A 26070-nucleotide genomic window follows, 5' to 3' on the forward strand; every position below is an offset into this window, starting at 1 on the left:
CGCGGGCACCAGCGCCGGAGTCCGCAGGGAGGTGCCATGCGCACGTCGATCGCGACGGTCTGCCTGAGCGGAACTCTCGACGAGAAGCTCGTCGCGGCGAGCACGGCGGGATTCGATGGTGTCGAGATCTTCGAACCCGATCTCATCGCCTCCCCCCGCTCGCCGGAAGAGATCCGCGAACGCGCGAGCGATCTCGGACTGACCCTCGACCTGTACCAGCCCTTCCGCGACTTCGAGGGCGTGGGGCCGGAACTGCTCGAACAGAACCTCCGCCGGGCGGCGGCGAAGTTCGCCCTCATGAATCGCCTGGGCATCGAGACGATGCTGCTGTGCAGCAACGTCGCGACGGCGCGCAGCGGCGACGAGCAGCTCGCCGCCGCCCAGCTGCGCCAGCTGGGAGATGTCGCGGACCGGTTCGGAGTTCGCGTCGCGTACGAGGCGCTCGCCTGGGGCCGGTTCGTGGACAGCTACGAAGCGGCCGCACGCATCGTGCGGCTCGCCGACCATCCCCGTATCGGCCTGTGCCTGGACAGCTTCCACATCCTGTCCCGGGGCCACAATCCCGAGGCGATCGAGACCATCCCGGCCGAGAAGATCTTCTTCGTCCAGATGGCGGATGCCCCGTTGCTCTCCCTCGACGTGCTCTCGTGGAGCCGGCACCACCGGCTCTTCCCCGGCGAGGGCGGCTTCGACCTCGGGACGTTCATGGCGCACCTGGTGCGCACCGGCTACGACGGCCCCGTCTCCCTGGAGATCTTCAACGACACCTTCCGCCAGGCCGACCCGCTGGCGACCGCCATCGATGCGCGGCGGTCGCTGCGCTGGCTGGAGCACGAGACGGCCGTCGCCCTGGGCGCCCCCGCGGGCGGCCGCGCCGCGCGCATGTCGGCGGCGAGTCTGCCGGCGGTCGATCCTCCTACGGACGTCAACTATGTGGAGCTGCGCACCAGCGAGGTGCCGGAGCTCCGGCGGCTGCTGACGCAGCTCGGCTTCCGATCGCACGGCGAGCATCGCACCAAGCCCGTGGAACTCTGGACTCACGGTGCTGCGCGGGTCGTCCTCGGCGCTCCTGACTCCGGACGCCCGCAGCCGACCGTCGCGGGCATCGGCCTCTCGGTCGGTGACCCCTCCCTCGCCCTGCGCAGGGCGAGGGAGCTGTTCGCCCCCGAGGTGCCGCGCGCCGAACGAGAGGGCGACGAGCCGCTGGTCGGGGTGAGCGCTCCCGACGGCTCCGAGGTCTTCTTCGGCGCCGGGCGAGGAGCGGAGCCGAGATGGGTGGGCGAGTTCGGGACGCCCGACGGCGACGACGCGGGCATGATCGAGCGCGTCGACCACCTCAACCTCGCTCAGCCCTGGCAGCACTTCGATGCCGCGGTGCTCTTCTTCCACTCCGTCCTCGACCTGCGCACGGAGGCGTCTGTCGAGGTGGCCGCCCCTGTCGGCCTGGTGCGGAGCCAGGTGCTGCACAGCCCCAACGAGGTGCTGCGGATCGCGCTGAACCTCGTGCCCTCCGGGGCGGGCGAAGACGCGATCCTGCCGCAGCACATCGCCTTCGCGACCTCCGACGTCCTCGAGCTCGCCCGCGCCGCCCGCGCGCGCGGCTTCCGGCCCCTCGACATCCCGTCGAATTACTACGACGACATCGAGGCGCGCTATCAGATCGACCCCGCGCTCCTGGACGACCTCAGGGAGCTGAACGTCATGTACGACCGCGACGAGGCCGGGGAGTTCCTGCACTTCTACACGCACCCGATCGGGACGGTGTTCCTCGAGGTCGTCGAACGACGCGGCGCGTACGCGGGCTACGGGGCACTCAACGCACCGGTCCGCCTGGCGGCGCAGTACCAGCACCGTCGCGCCGGCGAGGGAGTCCTCGCGTGACGGGGCGCGATGCCGTCGGATCGACACCCCACCCGCCTCGCGACCGCTATCTCGTCGGACTGATCGGCGAAGGCATCACCGCGTCGCTGACGCCCGCCATGCACGAAGCGGAGGCCCGCGCGCAGGGCCTCGACTACGAGTACCGCATCTTCGACCTCCTGGAGCTGCGCCGGCCGGCCGAGGACGTCGGGGCGCTCCTCGCCGACGCGCAGTCCGCCGGCTTCGCGGCGATGAACATCACGCACCCGTGCAAGCAGCTCGTCCTCGACCTGGTGGACGAGCTCGACACGGATGCCGCGCACCTGCGCGCCGTGAACCTCGTGGTGTTCGACGCCGGCCGCCTGCGCGGCTACAACACCGACTGGCTCGGCTACCGCGACGGTCTCATCGCGGGTCTGCCCGACGCATCGTTCCGGCGGGTGGTGCAGATCGGCTGCGGCGGCGCAGGCGCTGCCACCGCCTATGCGCTCCTGTCGGAGGGCGCGGAACGGCTCGACCTGTTCGACGCCGATCCGCACCGCGCGGACGAGCTCGCCGCCCGCATGCGGAGCAGGTTCCCCTCGCAGGTCATCACGACGCTCTCGCCCGACCAGCTCGCGTCCGCCATCGCCGGCGCGAGCGGGATCGTCCATGCGACGCCGATGGGGATGCTCCATCATCCCGGGGTCGCGTTCGACCTCGACCTCCTCCGGCAGGAGGCGTGGGTGTCGGACGTCGTCTACCGGCCCCTCGAGACCGAGCTCATCCGAGACGCCGCGCGGCGAGGACACCCGGTGCTCGACGGAGGGCGGATGGCGGTCGGACAGGCATGCGCTAGTCTCCAGATCATCACGGGCATCCAGCCTGATCGCGACAGAATGCAGCGGCACTTCCGTGGGCTCATCAGCGCCGAGGAGCGGTCCGACACGGGGAAGGGCGGTCGATGAGCGATCAGCTGAGCGACGTGCGCGAGACAGCGACCACAGAGCGTGCGGTGCGCACGCAGGCCGACATCCTCAGGGTCGCCACCGCGGAGTTCGCCGCCAACGGCTATGCCGGGGCACGCGTCGACGAGATCGCCGCGCGCACGCGCACCACGAAGCGGATGATCTACTACTACTTCGGCTCGAAGGAGGGGCTCTACCTCGCCGTGCTGGAGCGGGTGTACGCGCAGATCCGTCAGGTCGAGCGCGGGATCCAGGTCGAGGAGCTGTCGCCGGATGCCGCCCTGCGGACGATCGCCGAGGCCACCTACGATCACCACACGACCCACGAGGCGTTCATCCAGCTGGTCAGCATCGAGAACATCCACCGCGCCGAGCATCTGCGCCAGTCCGAGACCATCCTGCGCGAGAACGCCACAGCCATCACGCTGCTCGAGCAGGTCATCGAGAGGGGTGTGCGCGCGGGCATCTTCCGCGACGACGTGGACGCCGTGGACGTGCACATGATGATCAGCGCCTTCGCCTGCTTCCACGTCGCCAATCGCCACACCTTCGCCGCGATCTTCGAGCGGGACATGCTCGACCCCGACCTTCAGGACTCCCACCGGCGCCTGATCGGCGACATGGTCGTCGCGACGATGACGGCACGCCGAGGCGGCTGAGCGCCGCGGCGAAGAGCTGTCAGGCCGAGCCGGGTCGGAGCGACGCCAGCCGCCGGGTGAGGGTCGCGGCGGCCGTGCGCAGCGCCTGAGCGACCCGTTCCGCCTTCAGGTCGTCCGCGTTGCCCGAGACCGACACCGCCCCTGCGAGCGCGCTCCCGGGTGCCAGAACAGCGGTCGCCGTGCAGCACACACCGGTCGCGAACTCCCCCGCCTCCGCCGCGAGTCCGCCTCGCCGGATGGCGGTGAGCTGGCGCCGCAGCACCGCTGGATCGGTGATCGTTTCTTCGGTCCACGACGTCAGTCCGGCAGCGAGGACGTCGTCGATGTCCGGCGGTGAGGCATGCGCGAGCACCGCCTTGCCGAGCGCGGTCGCGTGCAGGGGAAGCCGTGCGCCCGTTCGGACGGTCGACGGCTCGGGGGCTCGGCCGCGCATGACGGCGATGCAGACGACCTCGCCGCCGTCGCGGATGCCCAGGTGCACGTTCGCGCCGGTCTGGTTGCGGAGATCGGCCATGACGGGGAGCGCGGCCATCCGGAGTTCCCGCGGCTGCTCTGCGAGCTGGCCCAGTTCGAAGAGCCGCAGGCCCAGATGGATCAGCTTGCCGTCGCGTTCGAGGTAGCGCTGGCGGATCAGGGTCGCGACCAGCCTCGAGACGGTCGACTTCGGCAGGCCGGCGCGGAGGGCGAGCTCGGAGATGCCCATCCCCCTGTCGTCGCCGTCGAACGCCTCGAGGATGCACGTCATCCGATCGAGGACGCCGACGGCGTCACCGGCGACGTCGGACATGCCTCAGGCCACCTGCAGGGCCAGTCGATGGGTGAGCGCAAGAGCCGCGTGGCGCACGAGGGGCGCCATGCGCTGAGGATCCATGTCCGCCACGGGGCCTGCCACCGAGATCGCGGCCAGGGGCAGCCGCTCCGGTGAGAGCACGGGACTCGCGACCCCCACGACGCCCGGGAAGGTCTGGCAGCGGTCGATGGCCACCGACTCCGCCCGCACGGAGGCGAGCTCCTTCTCGAGCGTGTGCCGCCGGTCGGCATCGAGACCGGTGATCACACTGCCGAGGACCCGCTCGTCGATGGTGAACGCCAGCACGGCCTTTCCGAGGGCGGTGGTCGCGGACGGCACACGGACCCCGGCGCGAGAGGGGACGGGCCGCAACCGCCCGCGGACCGAGATCACCGAGAGCATGTCACGCCCCTCCTGGACCGCGACGTTGAGGTGCTCGCCCGTGGCGTTGAAGAGCTCGGCCAGCACGGGGAGCGCGGCGGCGCTGAGCCGGCGGGGCGTGCTGGCCCGTGCGCCGAGCTCGAACAGCCGCAGGCCGATGGCGACACCTTCATCGGTGCGCATGAGGTAGCGCTGGCGGACCAGGTCGCCGACGAGTCGTGAGACTGTCGACTTCGGGATGCCGGTGGCCAGCGCGAGCTGGGTGATCGTCGTCGAGCCGTGCGACTCGCGGACGGTGTCGAGGATGGCGAGGATCCGGTCGAGCACAGACACGGGCTCGTCTCTGAGGGCGGATCGCATGTGTGCAGTATCCGTCGGCGCGGTGGGTGCGGCAAGCGTGCGCGGCGTGACCGCGCCGATGGTTCCACCCAGTGGGACACGGGTCACCGGACGGGTCGCCGGCGCGACGAAGCGGAGGCCCGGACCCGTCGGAACGACGTGCCCGGACCCCCGCTTCTCGCACCGTGGAGGCTCTCTTGCGCCTCCGTCAGACGGTGCAGAAGGACTTGATGCCCATGGCGCTCTCCAGGCCCTCCATCACGTGCTGCTTGAAGAACTCGTCGCCGGCGAGGGGTGCGTCGGTCCAGGCCGCAGCGTCGTGACCAAGTGTCGTCAGCCAGGACCGGCCGCCGTCGTAGTACTGGCACCAGCTCACCGGGTGGGACTCGCCGTGGCCGGCCGGGGTCGCCTCACTCGTCGCCTTGTCGACCTCGAGAAGCACGTTGACGAAGCTCGGGTACGGCGTCAGGTTGTACCACTCGTCCTTGAACGCCCAGGTCTCCGGCATGAACGACGTCGACACGTCACGGTTGTTGATCGTCTCTACCGTGCCGTCGCGGTTCGGGCCGTGGTTGTAGAAGTTCGCCCCGCCCAGCAGACCCTCGTAGTACTCCCACGAGTACTCGGCGCCGAACGCGTTGTGGATGCCGACGAAGCCGCCGCCGCCGCGCATGTACTGCATGAGCGCCGTCTGCGCGGTGTCGTCGAGGGTGTCACGGTTGGAGCTCAGGAACACGACCGCCTGGTAGTTGTTCAGCCGGAACTGCGACAGGTCCTCGGTGTAGTCCGCGGCGATCCCGCGCTCGGCCGCCCAGGCGATCAGGGCGGACTGCGCGACGTTGTTGGCGTTCAGCGGCGGGTTCAGCCCGGGCGCGAGCGGACTGCCGAGGTGGGCGTGGCGGGGTCCGGCGGTGCGGCTCCAGATGAGGATGCGCTTGGGCTCACCCTCCGTCCAGCCGTTGCCCCATTCGTGGTAGCAGGACGGGTCCGCTCCGCGGCACACGCCGTAGTCCTTGATCTCGTCGAGGTAGATCTGACTGGCAGTGGCCGGCTGGCCGCCGAGGCCGTTGCCGTTGCCCTTGTCGGCTCCTGTCGCGGTTCCGGCGAGGACGATGCCGGCGCCGAGCGCCGCTGCAGCGACGAGCGCGACGCCGGAGCGTAGTAGCGATCTCATGTGATCTCCTTCGATCATTCGAGGTGGTCCTCGGGGAGTCGAAGCGCGATCGCCGCACTCGGCCGGTGACGGCCTCCGAGCCCTGCCTGGGGAGCGGGGAGCCCGGATCGACCCTCGGGTTGCTGCGAATGTAGGCGGCCCGCCACGACGTCGGCAACGCGCGTTCCACCCAGTAAGCCAGCCGTCGCTGCGGTGCGTCGCGGGGCCGCGGTTGCACAGGCGGACCCTCGCCGCAACCCCCGCGGCCACCGGCGCCCGCGGGGCTAGGTTCGCGCTGACGGCTGAGCGCCGGGCAGACCCGTGCCTGCGATGCTCGCGCTCGCAAGGGCGCTTCCCGGAGGCGCGGCCGACGACATGCCGTGGGAGGTACCCCTGATGCCGCAACCGTCGCAGGAGCAGAACGAATCCGCCACGCAGGAGCCCGCGCCGGCGGACACCGACGACGACTCGCTCCGCATCTTCATCGTCGGCGACGAGATCGAACCGCTGACGGATGCCGCCCTGGAGGACGTCCCCCCCATCGTTCGCCGCGTGCGGCGCAAGGACGAGTTCATCTGGCTGCATCTGCTCGACCCCGAAGAGGAGACGGTGCGACGCGCTCGCGACGTGCTCGGCATCCATCCGACCGCCGTCGCCGACGTCGTGTCACGGCGGCAGCAGCCGAAGGTGCAGAAGTTCGACGAGCATCTCTTCGTCATGCTCTGGAACGTCCTCCACACGCCCGACGAGGCGCTCGTGCTGGGCGAGACGTTCCTCTACATCGGGGACGGCTGGCTGCTCACGGTCCAGCGCGGCAACGGCGGCGAGCCGCCCGATCTCCCCGAACTGCTCGAAGAGGCGCCCGCGCATGCCCGGGTGGACACGATGCCGGCGGCGTACACGATCATGGCTGAAGTCGTCGACGGCTATGCCAGCGCTGCGGCGGCCGTCGAGTCCGCCCTCGAAGAACTCGAGGAGCAGGTCTTCAGCGAGAGCGAGAGCGAGGACCACCACCGCATCTACCGGATCCGCAAGGACATCGGCCGCGTCGACCGGGCGGTGTCGAGCATCGCTGCCGCGCTGCACGAGAGCACCCGGCATCTCGAGACGCTCACCGTCGGCAGCGAGCGCATCCTGCCCTACCTCCATGACATCCTCGACGACGCGGCCGGCACCGCCGCCCTGATCAACAATCAGAGCAAGGGCCTGGATGCGATCCTCTCCAGCTACGAGAACAACGTCGCGGCACGGCAGAACCAGGACATGCGCACCATCTCGGCGTTCGCCGCACTCCTCGCCGTGCCGACTCTGATCGCCGGGCTCTACGGCATGAACTTCAAGAACATCCCGCTCGTGCAGTGGCAGTACGGGTGGATCGTCATCGGACTGACCATCGTCGTCCTCGATCTCGTGATCTACGGGCTCTTCAAGCGCCGCCGGTGGCTCTGACCGGCTGGTGCATGCCCGCACCGTCCTGCCGGCGCCGTCACAGGGCCACCGGGATGTTCGATGTCAGGAGTCCGGCATCCACCAGGAACCGCTCGAGCACGACCGTCGCGACCCCGGTCGCCACCGAGTTGCCCCGCACCGTCGAGATCTCGAGCTCGACGTCGCGTGCCGAGGCGCCGGGCGACTGCTCGAGCAGGTGCCGTCGCGTGGCGGGCATGAGGTGCTCCCCCAGCGCCCACGTGGTCCAGCCCGTGAGCGTCACGCCTTCCGGGTTGATCACGGCCACCAGGTCGGCGAGCGCCGAGCCCAGGTAGTAGGCGGTGCGTGCGATCGTCTCGGTCACGGCCGGGTCGGGCTCGGGGCCGTCGGCGACCGCCGCCAGGGCGAGGATGAAGTCGTTCTGCATGTCGAGGTCGACGAGCGGATGCCCGGGGTCGATCTCGCGCAGCGTCTCCTGGATGCCGGGTGCGCCGATGTAGGACTCCACGCAGCCGCGCCGGCCGCAACGGCAGCGCCGTCCGTCGAGCACCAGCAGCGTGTGGCCCCACTCGCCGGCCGTGTTCGTGGCGCCGCGCAGGATGCGCCCCTCCAGCACGATGCCGGCACCGACACCGGTGCCCAGGTTGACCGTGGCCAGACTGGAGAACCGACGGCCGCCGCCGAGCCACAGCTCGGCGATCGCGATCGACTTGAGCGGGTTCTCGATCACCAGGGGCAGGCCGATGCGCTCCCGCAGCCGTTCGAGCTCGACCTTCTGCCACGTCCAGTTCGGCACGACGACCGAGACACCCTCCGACCCCTGGATCAGTCCAGGCAGGGCGATCCCGACCCCGAGCACCTCGCTGCGTGAGACCCTCGCCGCATCGAGCAGGTGATCCAGCGTGCGACCGATGCCCTCCACGACCGAGTCCGGGTCGAGCAGATGCTCGTCGCGCGCGCGCTCGACCGAGAGCACCTCGTTCAGCGCCGTGTCGAACATCACCGCCCGCACGTACGTCTCGGCGACGTCGATGCCGACCACGAAGCCGCGGTCCAGGTTCATGCCGATGAGGGCGGTCGGCCGTCCGATCCGCCCGGCCGCCGGCTCCTTCTTCTCCTCGATGATCCCCTCGGCCAGCAGCTCGTTCACGACGGTGACGACGGTCGCCGAGCTCAGCCCGGTGGACTGCGCGAGGGCGTTGCGCGTCGTCTCGCCGGCCGAGAGCACGGCGTGCAGCACGTCGAGACGGGAATCGCTGCGGATGTCGCGCGAGGTGCGCCGCGGCACGACCGTGCTCGACGCGGGTGTCGATATGCGCACCGCCGGGTCGGGACGACCCTGGACCGGACTCGTCGACCGTGTCATGTGGAGCACTCCATTCGCACGTCGGGCAGACCCGGTGAGCTCAGCAGGACGGTCGCGGTCCCACGGGACCGGACGAACAGGATCAGTCGGCCGTCGAGCGTGCGACGCCGAGGGGCGGTGTAAGCGGTGTGGTCACTCAGATCACCATTCTCCAGCCCGAGCAGCTCCCCGTCGCGCACCTCGGCCGTCACGATCGTGTCGCCGCGCGCGATGTCGCCGCGCTCGTCACGCAGCACGCATTCGATCTGGAACACCTCGTCCGCAGGGATGCCCGCGTCCGCGCACCGATCGGCGAGCCCGTCGGGCGCCTGCCAGAGGGCGGTGTCGAGCCGGACGGCCTCGCCGGCCGGCCGGAGGACATCGCGGGCGACGACCTCGCCGCCGCGACGGGACTCCAGCACGAGCGTGCCGAACGGCACGCTCGTCGCAGCCGTCCAGTACCCGTTCTCCTCGTCCCGGACGAGCGGGATGCCCCGCCCGTCGCACGTGAGCGTCAGCTCGTCGCCGTTGGCGAAGGCCAGCACCTCGACCGACGTGCCGGCCGCGGCATCTCGTCCTCGCGAGACCGGATGCGACCAGAAGCTCTTGTCCTCATCGTCGGAGCAGGGCCGGACCGCGAGGTGTGCCACGGGCTCGTCGGACCACCAGCTGCGCCGCAGATGCCAGGTGTCCTTCTCGAAGCCCGCGAGCGTCAGCAGCCCGGCCGGCGAGCCGTGCGACGGCCAGCCGCGGGTCTCGCCGAGGTAGTCGATGCCCGTCCAGAGGAACTGGCCGGCCACGTAGTCGTTGCGCTCGACCTGCAACCAGTCGGCGTAGCGGTGCGAGTTCTCGCTGCCGACGAACGGCTTGTCGGGGAATCGCCGGTGATCCTCGTCGTACAGATGCTCCTTGTAGTTGTAACCCACGAGGTCGAGGTCGTCGAGGAAGCCCGTCCGGCTCGACAGCTCGGGCAGCGCGGCGGCCAGCGTCACCGGGCGTGTGGGGTCGTTCTCCCGCGCGACGGCCGCCAACCGCTTCGCGATGGTCGTCAGGCGGCGGATGTCGGGACGGTCGGGGTCGTAGAGGCGCTCCGCCCTCGGCTTGCCGGCGTCGTTGTTGCCCACTGCCTCCTGGAAGAGCGGATGCGCGTAGGGGTCGTTCGGATAGTCGATCTCGTTGCCGATGCTCCACGCGACGATCGACGGATGATTGCGGTGCGCCTGGATCATCGCGGAGAGATCGGCCTCGTGCCAGGCGGGGAAGTCGTGGGCGTAGCCCTCGTGCCGGGGCGGGTAGACGTTGTGGCCCTGCCACCACTTGTTCTTCGGGTTCTCCCACTCGTCGAACGCCTCGTCGATGACGTAGAGACCCAGGACGTCGCAGAGTGCGTACAGCTCGGGGCCGCGGGGGTTGTGCGCCATCCGCACCGCGTTGCATCCCATGCGCTGGAGGGCGAGAAGTCGCCGCAGCCACACGCTCGCCGGCACCGCAGTGCCGAAGCATCCGGCATCCTCGTGCAGGCAGACCCCCTTGAGCACACGGGGTTCGCCATTGATCGAGAAGCCGGTGTCGGGGTCGAACCGGAAGGTGCGGATGCCGACGGTCTCGACGCAGACGGCTCGCTGCGCCGCTCCGGCGCCCGGCCACTCGAGCGTCGTGGTGAGGCGGTGCAGCCGCGGGTCGGTGTCGGACCACAGCTCGGGATCGGTGAGCACCGTCGTCACCGCGGCGTCGGCGGATCCGCCGGCAGGCACGTCGACCTCGGTGCTGAAGGAATGTACCTTCCCGGTCGTCAGCGACCGCAGCTCGTGGCGCACCCGCACCGCCGCAGGCGATGCGGTGTCGTTGACGAGCGTCTGGACGACGCGGACGGCCGCCTCGTCGGCATCGGCCGACAGCGTCGTGAAGACGGTGCCATGCTCGGCCACCCGTACCTGCTCATGAACCTCGAGTTCCACGCGCCGCGTGATTCCCGACCCGTTGTACCAGCGCGAGTCCGAGATGTCGGTGTGGTCGACGCGCACGCTGACGAGCAGATCGTCGTCGGGCGCGTACGAGAGGATCTCCGTCAGGTCGAAGGAGAACCGTGCGTAGCCCGAGGGACGCCCGCCGAGGTGGTAGCCGTTGACCCAGACGTCGGCGTTCTTGTAGACACCGTGGAACACCAGCCGCACATGCTGCTCATCGCGCACGCCGATCTCCGAGATCCGCACGTGCGCCCGGTACCAGCCGACACCGCCGGGCAGATAGCCGGTGCCGCTCGAGTGCGCCGGCGAGAACTCCTGCTCGATGCTCCAGTCGTGCGGCACGGCGACGCCGCGCCACGACGCGTCGTCGTAGCCCTTCGCCGCGGCTCCCGGGTCGTCGGCGAGCGCGAAGAGCCACCGGCTGATCGGAACTGTCTGCATGTGAACCTATTCCTCGTCTGATTCCTCGACCGTGACCGGCTGAGGTGCGTAGGTGTCGAACACCCGGGTGAACAGGACGCCGGTCAGGAAGGCGATCGCGGCGAAGCCGATCGCAAGCCAGAGCAGTCCGTACGCCGTCACCGCCGGGGAGAAGACGGTGACGACGATGGCGAGCCCGATGATCGCCAGGCTCATGATCGCCACGAGCGGATGCCGCCACGACAGCAGCCGCGCGTTGCGCAGCACCTCCCGGATGGTGCCCTCGAAGTTGGCGAGGTAGGGGAAGACGAACAGCAGGTTCAGCGCGAACGCGAACGCCACCAGGTACCACACCACCAGCAGGATGAGCTGCGCCCCCGCATCCAGCGAGCCGCCGGTGAGGACGACGTACCAGGCGCCGAGGGCGACCGTCACCAGAATGACGAGAAGCCCGAGCAGCGTCGCCTGGCGGAAGTTCTGCCGGAAGGATCGGAAGTAGTCGCGTGTGACCGCGTCGCACTGGCCGCGCACGATCCGCATCGCGGTGAAGTTCAGCGCCGTCAGGGCGGCGCCGAGCGTGACGATCGGGATCGCTGTCGCGATGAACACGAGGTTCAGGATCATCAGGTCCGCGACGCGGGTCAGGAACCGCATCGCTGCGGAGTCCGGGGCGAAGATGCCGCTCATTCGTACTTCCTCTTCAGATCGGTCGGGCGGGCCCACGCAGTGCGGACCCGCCCGACCGTGTCGATCCGATCGCTCGGGCTACTCGGCCCAGGCGTCGATGTCGGCCTGGATCGAGGCACGGGCGTCCTCGTAGCCGGCATCCATCAGCGCCTGCCGCATCTCGGCGATCGCTGCGGCCGGGTCATCGAACTTGCCGTACTCCAGCTGCGGAAGGTACTGCGAGAGCACACCGCCCATCGCCGCCAGCGTCGGGTCGATGGCGTCCTTGTTCAGCAGCAGGGTCGAGTACGGGTAGTCCTCGGCCACCTCATCCAGCCCGGCGTAGATCTCCTTCGTCGTGGGCGCGTCGGTGACCTTCGTCAGCTCGAGCTCGTCCATGCGGCCGGCCCAGAAGTTCGAGCCCAGCGCATCGGTCGACGAGTCGTAGCCGTCGGGGTAGCCGAGCTTGCCGTCGTCGGTGATGACGTAGTCGGTGCCCTCGATGCCGTAGTTGATGAGGCGGTACGACTCCTCGTCGTTGCGGAGGAGGTCATAGACCTCGAGGGCCTTCTCGGGGTGCTGCGAGTTCGCGCTCACGGCCATCGCGCCGTGAGTGAGGATGTCCTTGAAGACGTTACCGTTCTCCTGGCCCCAGTAGAAGAACTTCGGGTCGGAGCCCTCCTGCTTCTTCGACAGGTTGTCGTAGATCTGGCCGATGAACGTCTGCGTGTGGTGCTGGTCGGCTCCCGACAGGCCGGCATAGAACTCCTCGCGCGTGTCGCCGTCGTAGTTCAGCGCATCCTCACGCCAGACACCGATGTCGTTCCATTCCTTGGCGAGCTCGGCGGCCTCGAGCAGCTCGTCGCCCTCCATGAACCACGAGGTGACCGTCTCGGGGTCCGAGGCGCTCATCTGGAACGGGTAGTAGTTGCCCGAGCTGATCTGCTGGAGGTTCTGCAGGTCGGTGTGGCCCTGCATGTAACCCTGCAGCGCGGCCTGGTTGTCGCCGGCGACATCCCACGGGTAGGCCTCCGGCACGTTGTCCTTGACCCACTGGAAGTACGTCGTGAAGTCCTCGAACTTCGTGATGTCGCCGTTCGCGAACCCGGCCTGCGTGGCCCAGTCGCCCCGGTAGAAGAAGCCGTGGTTCGTGTACTGGGTGAAGTTGTCCTCCGGGATGAAGTAGATCTGCCCGTCGTCCAGCTTCGTGAGGTCCCAGTGGCCGTCGGCGTCGACCTGTTCCCACGTCTTCGGGGCGTGCTCCTGGAGCATCTCCTCGGTGAGGGGCAGGAAGGCGCCCTTCTCCGCGTTCTCCCACGCGAAGAGCCAGTCGGTCGCCGTCGTGATCAGGTCGACATTGGAGTCGCCCGACAGCAGCTGCAGGTTGTACTGCGTCTGCCAGTCGGCCCACTCGACGTAGAAGAGATCGAGGGTCGCGTTCGCCTCCTCGGTGAGGCGCTCGTTCAGCTTGTCGAGCATCGCCTCGAGACGCCCGTTCGTGGGCTTGTCGCCGAGCACGAGCATCGTGATCTCGGTGGGCTTGCCGTCGTCGTCAGCCGGCCCGGTACAGCCGGCGAGGGCGGTCGCGCCCAGGCCGAGAACGACCAGCGCCGCTCCTGCCTTGAAGAGTTTCCTTGCCATGTGAGGCTCCTTCGGCTCTCATTACTCGGTGATTGCAGTGGTGTGTGCGCGCCTCAGGGAGGCGTTTCGGGGGGAGCGACCGGGCTTCGGCGACCGGCCGCACGACGTCAGCAGTGCGGGTCAGCCCTTGACGGCACCGACCGTGATGCCGCTGACGAAGTATTTCTGGACGAAGGGGTAGGCGAACAGGATCGGGACCGTCGCCACGACCGCACTCGCCATCTTCAGCGTGTTGCTCGGCAGGTCGGTGATGCTCACGTTCGAGCCGGCGACCGAGTTACGCAGGGCGTTGGCCGTGTTGATCACGTTGTAGAGGTAGTACTGCAGCGGCTTGAACTCGACCGTGCTGCCCAGGTAGAGCGACGACAGGTACCACTCGTTCCAGTAGCCGAGGGCGAGGAAGAGGCCGACGGTCGCGAGCGCGGGCTTCATCATCGGCAGCGCGAGCTGGACGAAGATCCGGAAGTCGCCGGCGCCGTCGATCTTGCCGGACTCGATGATCTCGTAGGGGATGGTGCGCATGAAGTTCTTCATCAGGATGATGAGCCACGGCGTCATGAGGAGGGGCAGGAACACGGCCAGGTAGTTGCCCCGCAGCCCCAGGTCGCGGCCGATCCAGAGGAACGTCGGGGCCAGGCCGGCCGAGAAGAGGGTCGTGAAGTAGATGAAGAACGCGATGTAGTTGCGCAGCCGGAAATCCTGCCGGTAGAGCGCGAACCCGGTCATCGCGATGATGAACAGGCCGATCGCGGTGCCGGCGACGGTCATCACGATGGTGACGACGTACGAGCCGATGATCTGCCGCGGCGCCCGGAAGATGTACTCGTAGGCGGTGAACGAGAACCCCTTCGGCAGCAGGCCGAAGCCGCTCTTCATGATCTCCGACTCGCTCGAGAACGAGGCCGAGACGATCATGATGAAGGGCAGTAGGCAGAAGAGCACGAACACCGAGATCGACACGTACGAGACGCCCCGGATGACGTAGTCGCTGCGGTCGAGTCGGATGCGACGCGTGCGCTCGGCGGCGACGGCCTTTCGCTTGCGGGCGGTCTTGCCGAGCGTCTCGGTCACGGCCACCGCGCCGATGTCAGAAGAGAGCATAATCAGGGTTCATCCTCCGGACGATCCAGTTCGCCGTCATCACGATCGCGAAGCCGAACAGCGATTGATACAGGCCCACCGCGGTGGACGTCGTGAAGTTGTTCTGCGCCATCACCATGCGGTAGACCGAGGTCTCGATGATGTCCGTCGTGGGGAAGAGCGCGGCGTTGTTGCCGACCAGGTTCCAGAAGAGCCCGAAGTTGCCGTGCATGATGCCCCCCAGCGAGAACAGCAGCAGGATCACGAAGATCGGCTTGAGACTCGGCAGGATGACGTAGCGGATGCGCTGCCACGCCGATCCGCCGTCGATCGCGGCCGCCTCGAACAGCACCCTGTCGATGCCCATGATCGCCGCGAAGTACACGATGGTGCCGTAGCCGGTGCTCTGCCAGAGATGCACCAGCGTGATGATGAACGGCCACGCGCCGGGGCTGCTGTAGACCTTGACCGGATCGCCGCCGGTCTGCTCGAGGAAGCCGTTGAGCGCGCCGTTGTCGTAGTTCAGCAGGTTGAACGCGATGACGCCGACGAGCACGACCGAGATGAAGTACGGCAGGAACATCACGCTCTGGCTGATCTTCTTGAAGTACTTCAGCCGCACCTCGTTGAGCATCACCGCGAAGGCGATCGCGAGGATGTTCCCCAGCACGATGAAGGCGAGGTTGTAGAGGATCGTGTTCCGCGTGAGCAGCCACAGCTGGCCGGACTTGATCAGGAACTCGAAGTTCTTGAAGCCGACGAACGGGCTGCCGAAGATGCCGTCGCGGTAGTTGAAGTTCGTGAACGCGATCCAGATGCCGGGCAGCGGCGCGTAGTTGAAGACCAGGAAGAACGCGATGGCAGGAACGCACATCAGCAGGAGCATCCTGCTCCCGGTGAGCTTCCGCCACCGCGACCGCTGTCGCTGGGGCACGACTTTCACAGACATCCGTCCGCCTCTTCGCGTTCGTGAAGTCGCCTCGTCGCGACTCGTCTGCCAGTTAACCTAACCATCGATATAACTCGGCGCGCCTCACGGTACAGCCCGGGTCGGGCCGACGCAAGCACGAGTTCGCGTCTGTGGAAAACCCGTTCGCGCACGCATGCGCACGGGCGTCCGGCCGCCTCGTCGGCGCGCCCGGGCGGCCCAGGATGGGCTTCGCAGTGGCGTCAGACGGTACGGAGAAGCCCGCTGCTGCCCATCAGCCGCACGGGCACCAGCCGGATCGCGACGCGGGACGGATTGACGCGCGGCCGGCGGTAGCGCTGCGCATAGAGCTCGACGGCGAGGGCGACCTCGTCCGGGTCGTCATGCACGGTAGCGGTCGCGGGGAAAGCGAGCCAGCGGGCGCCGTCCACCTGGCTGACGGTGGCGGTCGTGTCCCGCAGGACGTTGCGCACCTTCTGGGACTCGCGCGACGTGATGATGCGCAGCACGCCCTCGTGCAGGGTGAAGCCCACGGGCACCGCATGGATGCCGCCCCACGGCGCCATCGTGGAGAGCGTGGCGATGTGCCGCTCGCGGACGAACGCCTCGCCCGCCTCCGACAGTTCCCGCACCCTGCCACGTTAGTCGCCGCGCGGCGGGCCGGCGGTCAGTGCGGAGCGATCGGCGCCCAGCCTTCGCCGCATGCGCCCCCGTCGGTCACCTCCGCGATCACGACCTCGCTGCCGTCGAGACGGAGCAGGGGGTTGTAGAACCGCGAGATCTCCACGCTGTCGACCGGCACGTAGTGGAAGATGAGCGACCGGCGGAAGCGATCGGCCGACCGGTTCGGTCCTGAGCCATGGACCATGCTGCCGTGGAAGAAGAGCACGTCGCCGGCGGCGAGCTCCGTCTGCACCGCTTCGAACCCCTCGGGCAGCGTGATCTCGGTGCTCGTGAACGACTCCTCCGGGTCCGCCTCGCCCGGGCAGACGATCTCGTACCGATGCGAGCCGGGCACCATCTTCAGCCCGCCGTTCTCGCCGTCGCAGTCGTCGATCGCGACCCACGCCGCGATGCAGGTCTCGGGGTGGGCCTGCAGGAAGATGTTGTCCTGATGCAGCGCCTGCCCGCGCGCGGTCGGCGGCTTGAAGTAGAACATGGACTGCGCGGCGTGCACCGGCCCCACCATGTCGGTCACGGGTCCGACGATGCGCGGGTCCAGCATCCACCGCCGTGCCAGGCGACCGATCTCGAGGTCGGTGCGACGGTGCGGGTGGATGAACCGGGGGAACCGCGCGAGAACGTCGTCGGCGGAGATGTTGTCGTCGTGCCCGATCGTGCGATCGCGCTCGACCTGCTCCATGAAGACGTCGCGGATCTCGGCGACCTCCGTCGGGCTGAGGAGCGCGCGGACGTGCACGACGCCGTGCTCCGCGTAGTCGAGGGCGAGATCGAGGGCCGGGGTGGTCGTGAGGGACATGGCTGCAACTCTTCTCCGCAGCCACCGCCGACACCATGGGATGATCGGGCGATGACATGGACAATCCTGCTATGACTGCGACCGCGCCTCCTCGTCGCGAGACGCCGCATCCGCACGTCGTGCGTGTCGTGGCGGGGCTCTTCGCCGAGGGTGGCGAGTACACGACGTGGCGCGAGCGCGGCACCTCGGACTGGCTTCTCATCCACACCATCGCGGGGTCCGGCCGTGTGGCCGGCCCCACGGGCGCGGTCGTCACCGCAGCGGGCGACACGGTACTGCTGCGACCACATCAGCGGCACGACTACGGCACCACGGCGACGTCGTGGTCGCTCGCGTATGCGCATTTCCACCCGCGCGCCGAGTGGTCGCCGCTTCTCGAATGGCCGACTCAGGCGGGAGGCGTCGGCGTCGTGCACGCCCAGGGCGAGGTGCGCCCGCGGATCCTGGCGTCCCTTCGCGCGTGTGCGCGGTCGTCGGCGGGGTCGCTCCCCCAGTCGGAGCTGTTCGCGATGAACGCCCTCGAGACGGCGCTGCTGTGGCTCGACACGCAGAACCCGCTGCGCGGCCGCATGGACGAACGGCTCATGCGCGTGGTCGAGCACATCGGCGCGGACCTTGCCGGCGATCTGGGCGTGGCGACGCTCGCCCGGATCGCGACCCTGTCGCCGTCGAGGCTCACGCACCTGTTCACGGCGACGCTCGGCATGCCGCCCCAGCAGTACGTGGAGCGCGAGAGGCTGACCCGCGCCGCGCACCTGCTGACATCGACCGATCGCGCCGTCGGCGAGATCGCGCGGGACGTCGGCTGGGACGATCCCCTGTACTTCTCACGACGCTTCTCGGCGCTCCACGGCCTCAGCCCGACGGCCTATCGGCGGGGGCGTTCGGCACCTGCCGGCGCCCGGGATCGGCGCGACGTCTGAGGAACGGGCGGCCCCGCCGAACACCGGCCTGACGGGAACGGATGCCGCGGGTCTATCGTTCTCGCATGACGACGACTCCGCCCGGGTGGTACGACGACGGCCATGGCGCCATGCGGTGGTGGGACGGCGCCCGGTGGACCGAGCACGTCGCCGCGCCCGACCCGGTGCCGGCGGAACCCGCTTTCGACCCGCACGCGCTCGCCACCGACGCGTCGGCCGTGCACGATCCGGCGCCTCCGCCCGACGCTACGGCCTCGGTCGCCCCCGGCGAAGGGTACGCAGACGCGGGTGGGGCGCCCGCCGTGGCGACCGCCACGCCCCCGGCACCTGCCGCTCCTCCCGCACCGGCGAAGTCCAAGCTGTGGATCGTGTGGGTGGTCCTCGGCGTCGTCGTGCTCGGCATCCTCATCCTCGGGGCGGTCCTGCTCTCCCGGATCCTGGCCGCCGGTATCGGGCAGGTCGGACTGTCGGGCGATGGCGGGCCGGCCGACGCCGATCAGCAGGCCGCCGTCGCGGCGGTCGAGCTGTACGACGACGCGTGGCAGGACGCCGATTGCGACGCCTACATGGCATCGACGACGGAGGGTTTCCGCACGGAGTCGGGGCTCACCGACTGCTCGGCCTTCGAGAGCGAGGCCGAGGCGTTCGGGTCCGCGGTCGAGGACTACGAGGTCGAGGTCACCGACGTCCGGCAGGAGGAGGACGCGATCGTCGTCACCACCACCGAGACCTATACGGCCCTGGTCGACGACAACGGCGAGCCGCTCGACGAGCCGACCGACGACTCGATCGACTGGGTGTACACCGTCGTCTCCGACGGCGACGACTGGGTCATCGACGACATGCAGTAGATCCGACGCCCGCATGACGGTGGGGCGGCCCGTCGGAGCCGCCTGCATCGGTTGTGGATCAGTTGATGCCCTCGCCGCCGTGAGGGGCTAGGCTCCGGCCATGGGGAGCTCTGGGGGCTCGTCCGGCAGCGGCGGTAGCCGCGCCCGACGGCCCGTCGACACCGTCGGCGGTCACACCGCCGACGACGAACGGGGTCCGGCACCACGACGGTCCCGGTCGCGACATCGGCGGGTCGGCGCGGCGCTGCTGACGATCATCGTCGGCGCGGCCGCCATCACCTCGTTCCCCGCCATGGCGACCGCCTCGACCTCGCCGCCCGACGTGCCCCTGGCCGCCGCGCCGTCTCCGTCGCCCTCGCACGCCGGCGGCAATGAGGCCGACGCCATGAGCGTCGTCGCCGGGTACGAACAGGCCTTCGCCGAAGAGGACTGCGACCTGTTCGTGACGGCGACGACCACCGCGTACCGCGAGCGCATCGGCCTGACGGACTGCGGAGTCTTCGCCCAGTCCGCCGCCGGCCGCGCCCAGGTCCTGGAATCGCTCGAGGTGACGCCGATCTCGGTCAGTGGCACCGGCCGGGGAACGATCGCCGCACGGGTGCACACCGAGGCTCGGAGTCACATCGACGAGAACGGTCAGCCCGTCGCCACTCCGGTCTCGCTGGAGGCCGACGTTCGGTATCACCTGGTCCGCGCCGACGGCGCGTGGAAGGTCGATGCCGTCCACGACGTCACAGGCGGTCGCATCGAGGGCCAGCTGACCGCCGACGAGAAGCAGGCGGTCGCCCGGACGATGTCCGACTGGAGGGCGGCGTATTCGTCCGGGGACTGCGCCGCTCTAGAGGCATCGACGACCGCGGGCTATCGCGAACTCATGGCCTGGACGGACTGCCCCGCCTTCGAGCAGTACATCAGCGATCAGAATGCCTACTGCCCGATGGACGTCCACCCGGAGGACATCCGGTTCCGCACCAACGTCGATCCGCATCTGGGCGAGATCATCGTCGACGTCGTCGAGGTGTGCACGCTCGACGTCGACGAGTTCGGCGCTCCGCTCGATCCGCCGTACGAGGCGGGTGCGCCGTATCGCTACCACCTGGTGGACGAGGACGGCATCTGGCGGATCGCCGAGGGCGAGAACGGGGCGGCGGCGGAGGACGAGCCGTCGAACGCGAACGAACGGGCGGCGATCGAGACCATGCGCGCGTACAACGACGCGTGGCTCGAGGTCGACTGCGACGCGTATCTGGCGACGACGACTGCGTCCTTCCGCACGGCGCTGAACTCCAGCGGCTGCGCGGCCTTCGGCCCCGCGTCGCGCTCGTACAGCGAGTCCGTCGCGAACTTCGCCATGACCGCCACCGACATCGAGCGGCCCTCCGCGAACACGTTCGAGATCAAGTCCCACGAGACGTACGACTCGCTGACGGATGCCGACGGCCAGGTGATGGACGCGCCTATCCCGATCGACGAGTACTGGGTCTACACCCTCGTCCTGGTGGACGGCACGTGGGTGATCACCGACGTCGTCATGCTGCTGTGACGCCGGCGCCGGCGCCGTCACAGTATGTCGTCGTACCCCTGCGTGCGGCCGACCTCGTCGCGTGACATGGGCGTGTCGCCGCGGGGGACGAGGCGATGCGCCTGAGCGACGATGGCCTGGACGGCGCGGTGATCGACGAGTTCGTCGTCCGCGGTCGAGTGGGTCTCGGCATTCACGCGCGTCTGCCAGCCGATCGTGAGCATCGCCTGCTCGACTCCTCCGTGAGGAGCGCGATAGGGGATCTCCACGACGTCGACGCGCTGCTCGTTCGAGAGCGCGACCCCGAGTCGTACCACGGCGTCGGCGATCCGATCGCCCGTCAGGTAGGTCCCCGTCCCGTTCGTCAAGAGCTTCATGTGTGCACCCGGCCTTCATCGAGAGCGCCGGGGTCCGGGGCGCGCGGCCAGTATACGCTCGGCGCTGAAGGGGTGTCAGCGGGGGCTGCCGTCGCCGGTCGGGTCGGCGATGCGGAGCTCGCGATCGACCAGGCGGGCTGCGACACTGCTCAGCGGCAGCTGATTGCGGCGGGCGTACGAGCGGATGATCTGGAACGCGTCGTCGATCGGCACGCCGTTCGTGAAGGACACGACACCCTTGGCCTGCTCGATGACGATCCGCGACTGCAGAGCCTGCTGCAGCTGGCTGGCGAGCAGCTCGGACTCCCGCAAAGAGCGCTCGTGGAGGATGCCGATCGTCGCGACGTCGGCGAAGGCTCGCGCCGCGACGACATCGAAGTCGTCCGGGGGCCCTTCCTCCTCGCGAAGCAGATTGAGTGCCCCGATCGTGGTGTCACGAAGGCGCAGCGGCACGGCATCCGTCGCGCCGAAGCCGTGCGCGGTTGCGCTGTCGCGGAAGGCGCCCCACTCCTCCGAGACGGACGGGATCGAGGCCACCGACACGGCGGCTCCGGTGCGATAGCACTCGATGCACGGGCCGGCCTGCGCGCCCAGCTGCATGAGCTCCACCAGGCGGCTGGCCTCGCTCGTCGAGGCGACCACCTGCAGATCGCCCTCCTCATCGGCGAGCAGGATGCCGGCGGCCGAGATTCCGAGCACCTCATGGCAGGCATCCACCAGCAGCTGCAGCAGATCGACGACGTCGTAGTCGTCGACCATCGTGTCGGCGAGCATGGCGAAGGTCTGGAGGATCCGGCTGTCGCGTGATGTCTTCGTCATGACTCGACCTCGATCCTGTCGTCGCGCCGTGTGAAGCGCACGCGCCCCGCGACGACGTCTTCCGCGACATCCGTCATGAACCTGCCGGTGGCGAACGCCTGGCCTTGGATCACGAGACGAGCGTCGTCGGGCGACAGGTCGAGCTGGGCGAGGACGACGCCGGTCGCCTGATGCACGACGCGTCGCGAAAGCGGCTGCTGAACGCTCTCATCGCGGGCGTGCTCATCGAGCGCCAGCCGCAGGACGTGCCGGCTGATCACGTACGCCAGCGCCGAGGCTCGCTGCTCGTGATCCGGGTTGAGGGCCGTCGGCTCACGCGAGTACAGGTCGATGGCGCCGATGCGCAGGGCGCCGACCAGCAGTGGGAACGCGAACAGGGAGCTGATCTCCTCGCCCTCGAGAGCGCCGACGAAGGCGGGCCACCGCTCGCGACCCTCCATCTGAAGGGATGCCGCGGCCACCGGACGCGCACTGCGCAAGGCATCCCAACACGGGCCTTCACCGAGATCGAACTGCAGCTCATCGAGGCGGGCGGCCCGGTCGTCGGTCGCCGACAGGGTCTCGCTTCCGAAGACGTCGCCGAGGGTCGACACCGACGCGCCCGTGACGGGGAGGAACTCCACGAAGGCGACACTGAAATCCTCGGGCCGACCGCCGGACTGCTCGAGGTGCGCCAGCGCCGCGGCGAAGTTGCTGTTCATCATCTCTCCTTCCCTCACGCTACCCGCGCGAGGCGGGCCTGCCCAGCGGCCGGCGTCCAGAGGGGGCGCGAAAAGCCCCGATCGGGTGCATCCTGGCTTCAGGCGCATCGTGGGCCGGAGAGGGGACTCGCTTCCGGCCTGTCACCCTGACCTCAGCACCGGAGGCGTCATGGGCAAGTTCATCTACGAGGGGACGATCAAGGTCGACTTCGACGACCGCGTCCTGGCACATCTCATGGTGGTCATCAGCGCGAAGCTGCGGCGCGGCGAGTCCTTCTCCTTCAGTTGGAAGGACGATCCCAGCATCGGCAACGGTCGCATGACCGTCTGGATCCACCCCCACGCCGCGCTCGTCTACAAGTTCTACGGCAGCCGACCGCCACCGATCAACCGGGCGTGGGTGGAGGCGCTCATCTACACGGCCAACTCGACGACCGGTCTGCACATCGTTCCCGAACCACCCGACCGCAGCGACGACTCGACCCCCTGGCACCACGAGCACTGAGGCACGCAGGGACCGGAGACCTTTGGGACGCCGGAGGGCTGAGAAGAAGGCATCGCGATAGCACGCGCCCCCACGCGGTGCAACGGCGTGGGCAGGACCGCGATCCCCCGGCACGCTGGAGGACATGGTGTTCCTCGGATATCACGCGTCCCACGAGCAACTGCCCCCGTCGACCCTGCTCGCCGCTGTCCAGGAGGCGGAGCGGGCCGGCTTCGACGGTGCGATGTGCTCCGACCACCTCGCACCGTGGGGACTCGCGCAGGGCGAGTCCGGCTTCGCCTGGAGCTGGCTCGGCGCGGCCCTCGCCACGACGTCGCTCCCGATGGGCATGGTGTCCGCCCCCGGCCAGCGGTACCACCCGGTCATCGCCGCCCAGGCGCTCGCCACGCTCGCGGAGATGTTCGAGGGCCGCTTCTGGTGCGCGCTCGGCTCGGGCGAGGCCCTCAACGAGCACGTCACCGGAGACGACTGGCCGGCCAAGCCCGAGCGGCAGGACCGCCTGGTGCAGGCCGCCGACGTCATGCGACGGCTCATCGCCGGCGAGCGGGTGACGCACGACGGGGCGTTCCAGGTGCACGACGCGCGCGTCTGGTCGCGCCCGAAGAAGCCGGCGCCGCTGCGCGCCGCCGCGGCCTCGGCGGAGACGGCGGAATGGGCCGCCTCCTGGGCCGACGGCGTCGTGACGGTGGGTCATGACGTGGAGACCGTGGGACGCATCCTGTCGGCATACCGGGATGCCGGCGGCACGGGTCCGTGCGCGGTGCAGGTGCACGTGAGCCTCGCCGACTCCCACTCCGAAGCGCTGCGGACGGCGGCTGACCAGTGGCGCCAGGCGACTGTCGACCCCGCCCTGATGTGGGAGCTCATGCAGCCGGAGGACTTCGACCGGCTCGCCGACCCCGACGACAGAGAGGCGCTGGAGCGCGGCATCCTCATCTCGGCCGACGAGCGCGATGTCGCCGAACGACTCGGCGCGCTGGTCGACGCCGGCGCCGACGAACTCTTCCTCCATCCCGTCGGGAAGGACCAGAGCTCCTTCTTGGCGCGGGCGCGAGATGGCCTCCTGGGCGCGATCAGGGAGCACGCGTGAAGTCCTGATACCGGTGTCAATCCCCTCCCGTGAGCTCCAGCTCGAGCGGGAGTATCTGGGATCAGGAAGGAGTGCGCGATGGATGACTTCACCCCGGAGGAGGCCGGCCCGCGCCGCGGCGAAGCGGTGGTGTTCTGGTCGTGGATCACGGTCCTCGCCGTCGGCCTCGCATACATGATCACGATTCCCCTGGTCGGACGGTGAGTCATGCGCCCGCTTCGCGACAACGCTCTCAGCCTCGTGTTCGGAGGCCTGTTCGTGCTCGCACTCGTCGGGCAGTCCGTGGCCGGCTGGTTCGAGAACAACGAGCAGCTTGCACAGCACGGGATGCCGCCGGAGGCGTTCGGAGCCTTCCTGACGTCGTCGGAGTTCGTCGTCGATGTCGCCGAGAACTGGCAGTCGGAGTTCCTGCAGTTCTTCCTCTTCATCGCGGCGACGATCTGGTTCGTGCAGCGCGGGTCGCCGGAGTCGAAGAAGCCCGGTGACGAGGGTCCCGGCAGCGACGAGGAGCAGATGGTCGGCGAGCACGCGCAACCCGACTCCCCCTCGTGGGCACGGGCTCGCGGCATCCGTCAGACGATCTTCTCCAACTCGCTGCTGCTCGTGATGGGAACGGTCTTCACGCTGTCGTGGCTGGCCCAGTCCCTGGCAGGCAACGTCGTGATGAACTCGGAGAACGCCGAGCACGGACAGCCGCCCATACCGTGGGTGGAATATGTGGGTTCGCCCGATTTCTGGAACCGTACGCTGCAGAACTGGCAGTCGGAGTTCCTGGCCGTCGGCGCCATGATCGCGCTGTCGATCTTCCTGCGTCAGCGCGGCTCGAGCGAGTCCAAGCCGGTCGGCCTTCCTCACCACGCCACCGCGACCGAGAGCGAGTAGGCGCGCGCCCGCACAGCGGAACGGGGTCGACAGCGCACGCGCCGTCGACCCCGTTCCTGCGTCTGACTAGACGCCGGTCCGCCGCTTGTTGTAGACGTCGAACGCGACGGCGAGCAGGAGCACCAGGCCCTTCACGGCCTGCTGCCATTCGATGCCGATGCCCATGATCGACATGCCGTTGTTGAGCACGCCGATGATGAGGCCACCGATGATCGCACCGCCGATCGTGCCCACGCCACCCTGGACGGCCGCACCGCCGATGAACGCGGCCGAGATCGCCTCGAGCTCGAATCCGTCACCGGCCTTGGGGCCGGCGAGGTTCAGCCGCGCCGTGAAGATGAGGCCCGCGAGCGCGGCGAGGAAGCCCATGTTGACGAAGAGCCAGAAGTCCACCCGGCGCGTCTTGATGCCGGAGAGCTCTGCGGCGTGGCGGTTGCCGCCGATCGCGTAGATGTGGCGCCCGAACACCGTGCGGTTCATGACCACGCTGTAGACCAGGATCAGGATCGCCAGGATGATCAGCGTGACGGGGATGCCCTTGTACGAGGCCAGCGCCCACGTGAACCAGCCGATGACGGCCGCCACGAGCACCAGCTTGACGATGAACCACGTGAACGGCTCGACCTCCTGCCCGTACTTGCGACGACCCGCGCGGGTGCGGACCTGCTGCACCGCGAGGGCGACGATCCCGACGGCGCCGATGAGCAGGGTGAACACGTCCGGATCGGTCTCGCCGAAGATCCCCGAGAGGAAGCCGTTGCCGAGAGCGCGGTACTCGCCGGGGAACGAGCCGATGTTCTGGTTCTGCAGCACGACCAGCGCGAGCCCGCGGAAGATGAGCATGCCTGCGAGCGTGACGATGAAGGCGGGGATTCCGGCGAAGGCCACCCAGAAGCCCTGCCACGCGCCCACCAGGGCACCGATCACGAGCGAGAGGATCACCGACAGCCACCACGGGAGTCCCCACTGGACGGCGAACACGCCCGAGCAGGCGCCGACGAACGCGGCGACGGAGCCGACGGACAGGTCGATGTGACCCGCGATGATCACCATGACCATGCCGATGGCGAGAACAAGGATGTACCCGTTCTGCACGACAAGGTTCGAGATGTTCTGCGGGCGGAGGATGATGCCGTTCGTCAGGATCGCGAACAGCGCGACGACGGCGATCAGCGCGATGAAGATGCCGTTCTTGCCGAGGTCGGAGAGGACGTGACTGAGCCAGTTGGTGAACTTGTTCTCAGTGGGGTTGATGCCGGCACCGACAGCGGTGCTGCTCGTCGAGGGGTTGTTGTCTGACATGTGCGGTGTCTCCT

26 protein-coding genes are annotated in these 26070 nt (G+C 68.8%); 11 read left to right on the forward strand and 15 right to left on the reverse strand.

Translation table 11 applies throughout. The features are described from left to right. The first annotated feature begins 36 nt into the window (after nucleotides 1-36). Genes VIP82_RS12910 through VIP82_RS12920 form a run of 3 tightly spaced genes read left to right on the forward strand, consistent with a single transcriptional unit; the run spans nucleotide 37 to nucleotide 3466 of the window. On the forward strand, nucleotides 37-1881 hold the full coding sequence (locus tag VIP82_RS12910) for a bifunctional sugar phosphate isomerase/epimerase/4-hydroxyphenylpyruvate dioxygenase family protein (RefSeq protein WP_331909193.1): 1845 nt from the start codon (nucleotides 37-39) through the stop codon (nucleotides 1879-1881). After that, nucleotides 1878-2807 carry a shikimate dehydrogenase gene (locus VIP82_RS12915; protein WP_331909194.1) on the forward strand — a complete coding sequence of 310 codons (930 nt, stop codon included), beginning with the start codon at nucleotides 1878-1880 and terminating at the stop codon, nucleotides 2805-2807. The genes VIP82_RS12910 and VIP82_RS12915 overlap by 4 nt, the downstream gene beginning before the upstream one ends. After that, nucleotides 2804-3466 carry a TetR family transcriptional regulator gene (locus VIP82_RS12920; protein WP_331909195.1) on the forward strand — a complete coding sequence of 221 codons (663 nt, stop codon included), beginning with the start codon at nucleotides 2804-2806 and terminating at the stop codon, nucleotides 3464-3466. Before VIP82_RS12915 ends, VIP82_RS12920 begins: the two co-directional genes overlap by 4 nt. A gap of 19 nt (nucleotides 3467-3485) precedes the next feature. Here the strand turns inward: VIP82_RS12920 and VIP82_RS12925 are convergent, their stop codons facing one another. The 3 genes from VIP82_RS12925 to VIP82_RS12935 all read right to left on the reverse strand — a co-directional run bounded on the left by VIP82_RS12925 (nucleotide 3486) and on the right by VIP82_RS12935 (nucleotide 6150). After that, nucleotides 3486-4253 (reverse strand): IclR family transcriptional regulator, encoded by a 768-nt coding sequence (locus tag VIP82_RS12925; protein ID WP_331909197.1) that lies wholly within the window; start codon nucleotides 4251-4253, stop codon nucleotides 3486-3488. 3 nt (nucleotides 4254-4256) lie between these two features. After that, nucleotides 4257-4997, reverse strand: coding sequence for an IclR family transcriptional regulator (locus tag VIP82_RS12930; RefSeq protein WP_331909199.1), 741 nt, complete (start codon nucleotides 4995-4997; stop codon nucleotides 4257-4259). A gap of 187 nt (nucleotides 4998-5184) precedes the next feature. After that, the gene (locus tag VIP82_RS12935; protein ID WP_331909201.1) at nucleotides 5185-6150 is read right to left on the reverse strand and encodes a ThuA domain-containing protein; all 966 of its coding nucleotides are present in this window, start codon (nucleotides 6148-6150) and stop codon (nucleotides 5185-5187) included. A gap of 375 nt (nucleotides 6151-6525) precedes the next feature. Between VIP82_RS12935 and VIP82_RS12940 the strand changes: the two genes are divergently transcribed. Then, nucleotides 6526-7578 (forward strand): CorA family divalent cation transporter, encoded by a 1053-nt coding sequence (locus VIP82_RS12940; RefSeq protein WP_331909203.1) that lies wholly within the window; start codon nucleotides 6526-6528, stop codon nucleotides 7576-7578. 37 nt (nucleotides 7579-7615) lie between these two features. Here VIP82_RS12940 and VIP82_RS12945 read toward each other — a convergent pair whose 3' ends face one another. The 8 genes from VIP82_RS12945 to VIP82_RS12980 all read right to left on the reverse strand — a co-directional run bounded on the left by VIP82_RS12945 (nucleotide 7616) and on the right by VIP82_RS12980 (nucleotide 17084). Next, nucleotides 7616-8923 (reverse strand): ROK family transcriptional regulator, encoded by a 1308-nt coding sequence (locus tag VIP82_RS12945; protein ID WP_331909205.1) that lies wholly within the window; start codon nucleotides 8921-8923, stop codon nucleotides 7616-7618. Further along, entirely contained in the window at nucleotides 8920-11310 is a 2391-nt protein-coding gene (locus VIP82_RS12950; protein ID WP_331909207.1) for a glycoside hydrolase family 2 TIM barrel-domain containing protein, read from the reverse strand. The genes VIP82_RS12945 and VIP82_RS12950 overlap by 4 nt, the downstream gene beginning before the upstream one ends. Before the next feature lie 6 nt (nucleotides 11311-11316). Next, complete coding sequence (locus tag VIP82_RS12955) at nucleotides 11317-11976, reverse strand: YesL family protein (protein ID WP_331909209.1); 660 nt, start codon at nucleotides 11974-11976, stop codon at nucleotides 11317-11319. A gap of 78 nt (nucleotides 11977-12054) precedes the next feature. Further along, complete coding sequence (locus VIP82_RS12960; protein WP_331909211.1) at nucleotides 12055-13596, reverse strand: extracellular solute-binding protein; 1542 nt, start codon at nucleotides 13594-13596, stop codon at nucleotides 12055-12057. Nucleotides 13597-13716: 120 nt separating this feature from the next. Continuing rightward, complete coding sequence (locus tag VIP82_RS12965) at nucleotides 13717-14697, reverse strand: carbohydrate ABC transporter permease (protein WP_331909213.1); 981 nt, start codon at nucleotides 14695-14697, stop codon at nucleotides 13717-13719. Continuing rightward, entirely contained in the window at nucleotides 14684-15625 is a 942-nt protein-coding gene (locus VIP82_RS12970) for an ABC transporter permease (RefSeq protein ID WP_331909215.1), read from the reverse strand. The genes VIP82_RS12965 and VIP82_RS12970 overlap by 14 nt, the downstream gene beginning before the upstream one ends. A 221-nt stretch (nucleotides 15626-15846) precedes the next feature. After that, on the reverse strand, nucleotides 15847-16236 hold the full coding sequence (locus tag VIP82_RS12975) for a TIGR03618 family F420-dependent PPOX class oxidoreductase (RefSeq protein WP_331909217.1): 390 nt from the start codon (nucleotides 16234-16236) through the stop codon (nucleotides 15847-15849). A gap of 35 nt (nucleotides 16237-16271) precedes the next feature. Next, nucleotides 16272-17084: a phytanoyl-CoA dioxygenase family protein gene (locus VIP82_RS12980; protein WP_331909219.1), complete on the reverse strand. Its 813-nt coding sequence runs from the start codon at nucleotides 17082-17084 to the stop codon at nucleotides 16272-16274. 71 nt (nucleotides 17085-17155) lie between these two features. On the opposite strand from VIP82_RS12980, the gene VIP82_RS12985 reads away from it, so the two are divergent. From VIP82_RS12985 to VIP82_RS12995, 3 genes are all read left to right on the forward strand, one after another. Continuing rightward, the gene (locus VIP82_RS12985) at nucleotides 17156-18007 is read left to right on the forward strand and encodes a helix-turn-helix domain-containing protein (protein ID WP_331909221.1); all 852 of its coding nucleotides are present in this window, start codon (nucleotides 17156-17158) and stop codon (nucleotides 18005-18007) included. Between the two features lie 65 nt (nucleotides 18008-18072). Then, nucleotides 18073-18858, forward strand: coding sequence for a DUF2510 domain-containing protein (locus VIP82_RS12990; RefSeq protein ID WP_331909223.1), 786 nt, complete (start codon nucleotides 18073-18075; stop codon nucleotides 18856-18858). A gap of 100 nt (nucleotides 18859-18958) precedes the next feature. Further along, entirely contained in the window at nucleotides 18959-20401 is a 1443-nt protein-coding gene (locus tag VIP82_RS12995) for a hypothetical protein (RefSeq protein ID WP_331909226.1), read from the forward strand. 17 nt (nucleotides 20402-20418) lie between these two features. Here VIP82_RS12995 and VIP82_RS13000 read toward each other — a convergent pair whose 3' ends face one another. The 3 genes from VIP82_RS13000 to VIP82_RS13010 all read right to left on the reverse strand — a co-directional run bounded on the left by VIP82_RS13000 (nucleotide 20419) and on the right by VIP82_RS13010 (nucleotide 22277). Next, a complete protein-coding gene (locus VIP82_RS13000) occupies nucleotides 20419-20757 on the reverse strand; it encodes a hypothetical protein (RefSeq protein ID WP_331909228.1) in 339 nt (112 codons plus the stop codon). A 75-nt stretch (nucleotides 20758-20832) separates the two neighbouring features. Next, the gene (locus VIP82_RS13005; RefSeq protein WP_331909230.1) at nucleotides 20833-21576 is read right to left on the reverse strand and encodes a GAF and ANTAR domain-containing protein; all 744 of its coding nucleotides are present in this window, start codon (nucleotides 21574-21576) and stop codon (nucleotides 20833-20835) included. Next, a complete protein-coding gene (locus VIP82_RS13010) occupies nucleotides 21573-22277 on the reverse strand; it encodes a GAF and ANTAR domain-containing protein (protein ID WP_331909232.1) in 705 nt (234 codons plus the stop codon). Before VIP82_RS13010 ends, VIP82_RS13005 begins: the two co-directional genes overlap by 4 nt. 169 nt (nucleotides 22278-22446) lie before the next feature. On the opposite strand from VIP82_RS13010, the gene VIP82_RS13015 reads away from it, so the two are divergent. The 4 genes from VIP82_RS13015 to VIP82_RS13030 all read left to right on the forward strand — a co-directional run bounded on the left by VIP82_RS13015 (nucleotide 22447) and on the right by VIP82_RS13030 (nucleotide 24754). Then, nucleotides 22447-22782, forward strand: a complete 336-nt coding sequence (locus VIP82_RS13015; protein WP_331909234.1) for a DUF7882 family protein — start codon at nucleotides 22447-22449, stop codon at nucleotides 22780-22782. A 124-nt stretch (nucleotides 22783-22906) separates the two neighbouring features. Continuing rightward, on the forward strand, nucleotides 22907-23872 hold the full coding sequence (locus tag VIP82_RS13020) for a TIGR03885 family FMN-dependent LLM class oxidoreductase (protein WP_331909236.1): 966 nt from the start codon (nucleotides 22907-22909) through the stop codon (nucleotides 23870-23872). A 78-nt stretch (nucleotides 23873-23950) separates the two neighbouring features. Next, nucleotides 23951-24076 (forward strand): hypothetical protein, encoded by a 126-nt coding sequence (locus tag VIP82_RS13025; protein ID WP_331909238.1) that lies wholly within the window; start codon nucleotides 23951-23953, stop codon nucleotides 24074-24076. Between the two features lie 3 nt (nucleotides 24077-24079). Then, entirely contained in the window at nucleotides 24080-24754 is a 675-nt protein-coding gene (locus tag VIP82_RS13030) for a DUF6766 family protein (RefSeq protein ID WP_331909240.1), read from the forward strand. 66 nt (nucleotides 24755-24820) lie between these two features. Here VIP82_RS13030 and mmsB read toward each other — a convergent pair whose 3' ends face one another. Continuing rightward, nucleotides 24821-26056, reverse strand: coding sequence for a multiple monosaccharide ABC transporter permease (mmsB, locus tag VIP82_RS13035; protein WP_331909242.1), 1236 nt, complete (start codon nucleotides 26054-26056; stop codon nucleotides 24821-24823). Nucleotides 26057-26070 lie beyond the last annotated feature (14 nt).

Source organism: Microbacterium sp. (assembly GCF_036566905.1).
In the GTDB taxonomy this organism is placed as follows: domain Bacteria; phylum Actinomycetota; class Actinomycetes; order Actinomycetales; family Microbacteriaceae; genus Microbacterium.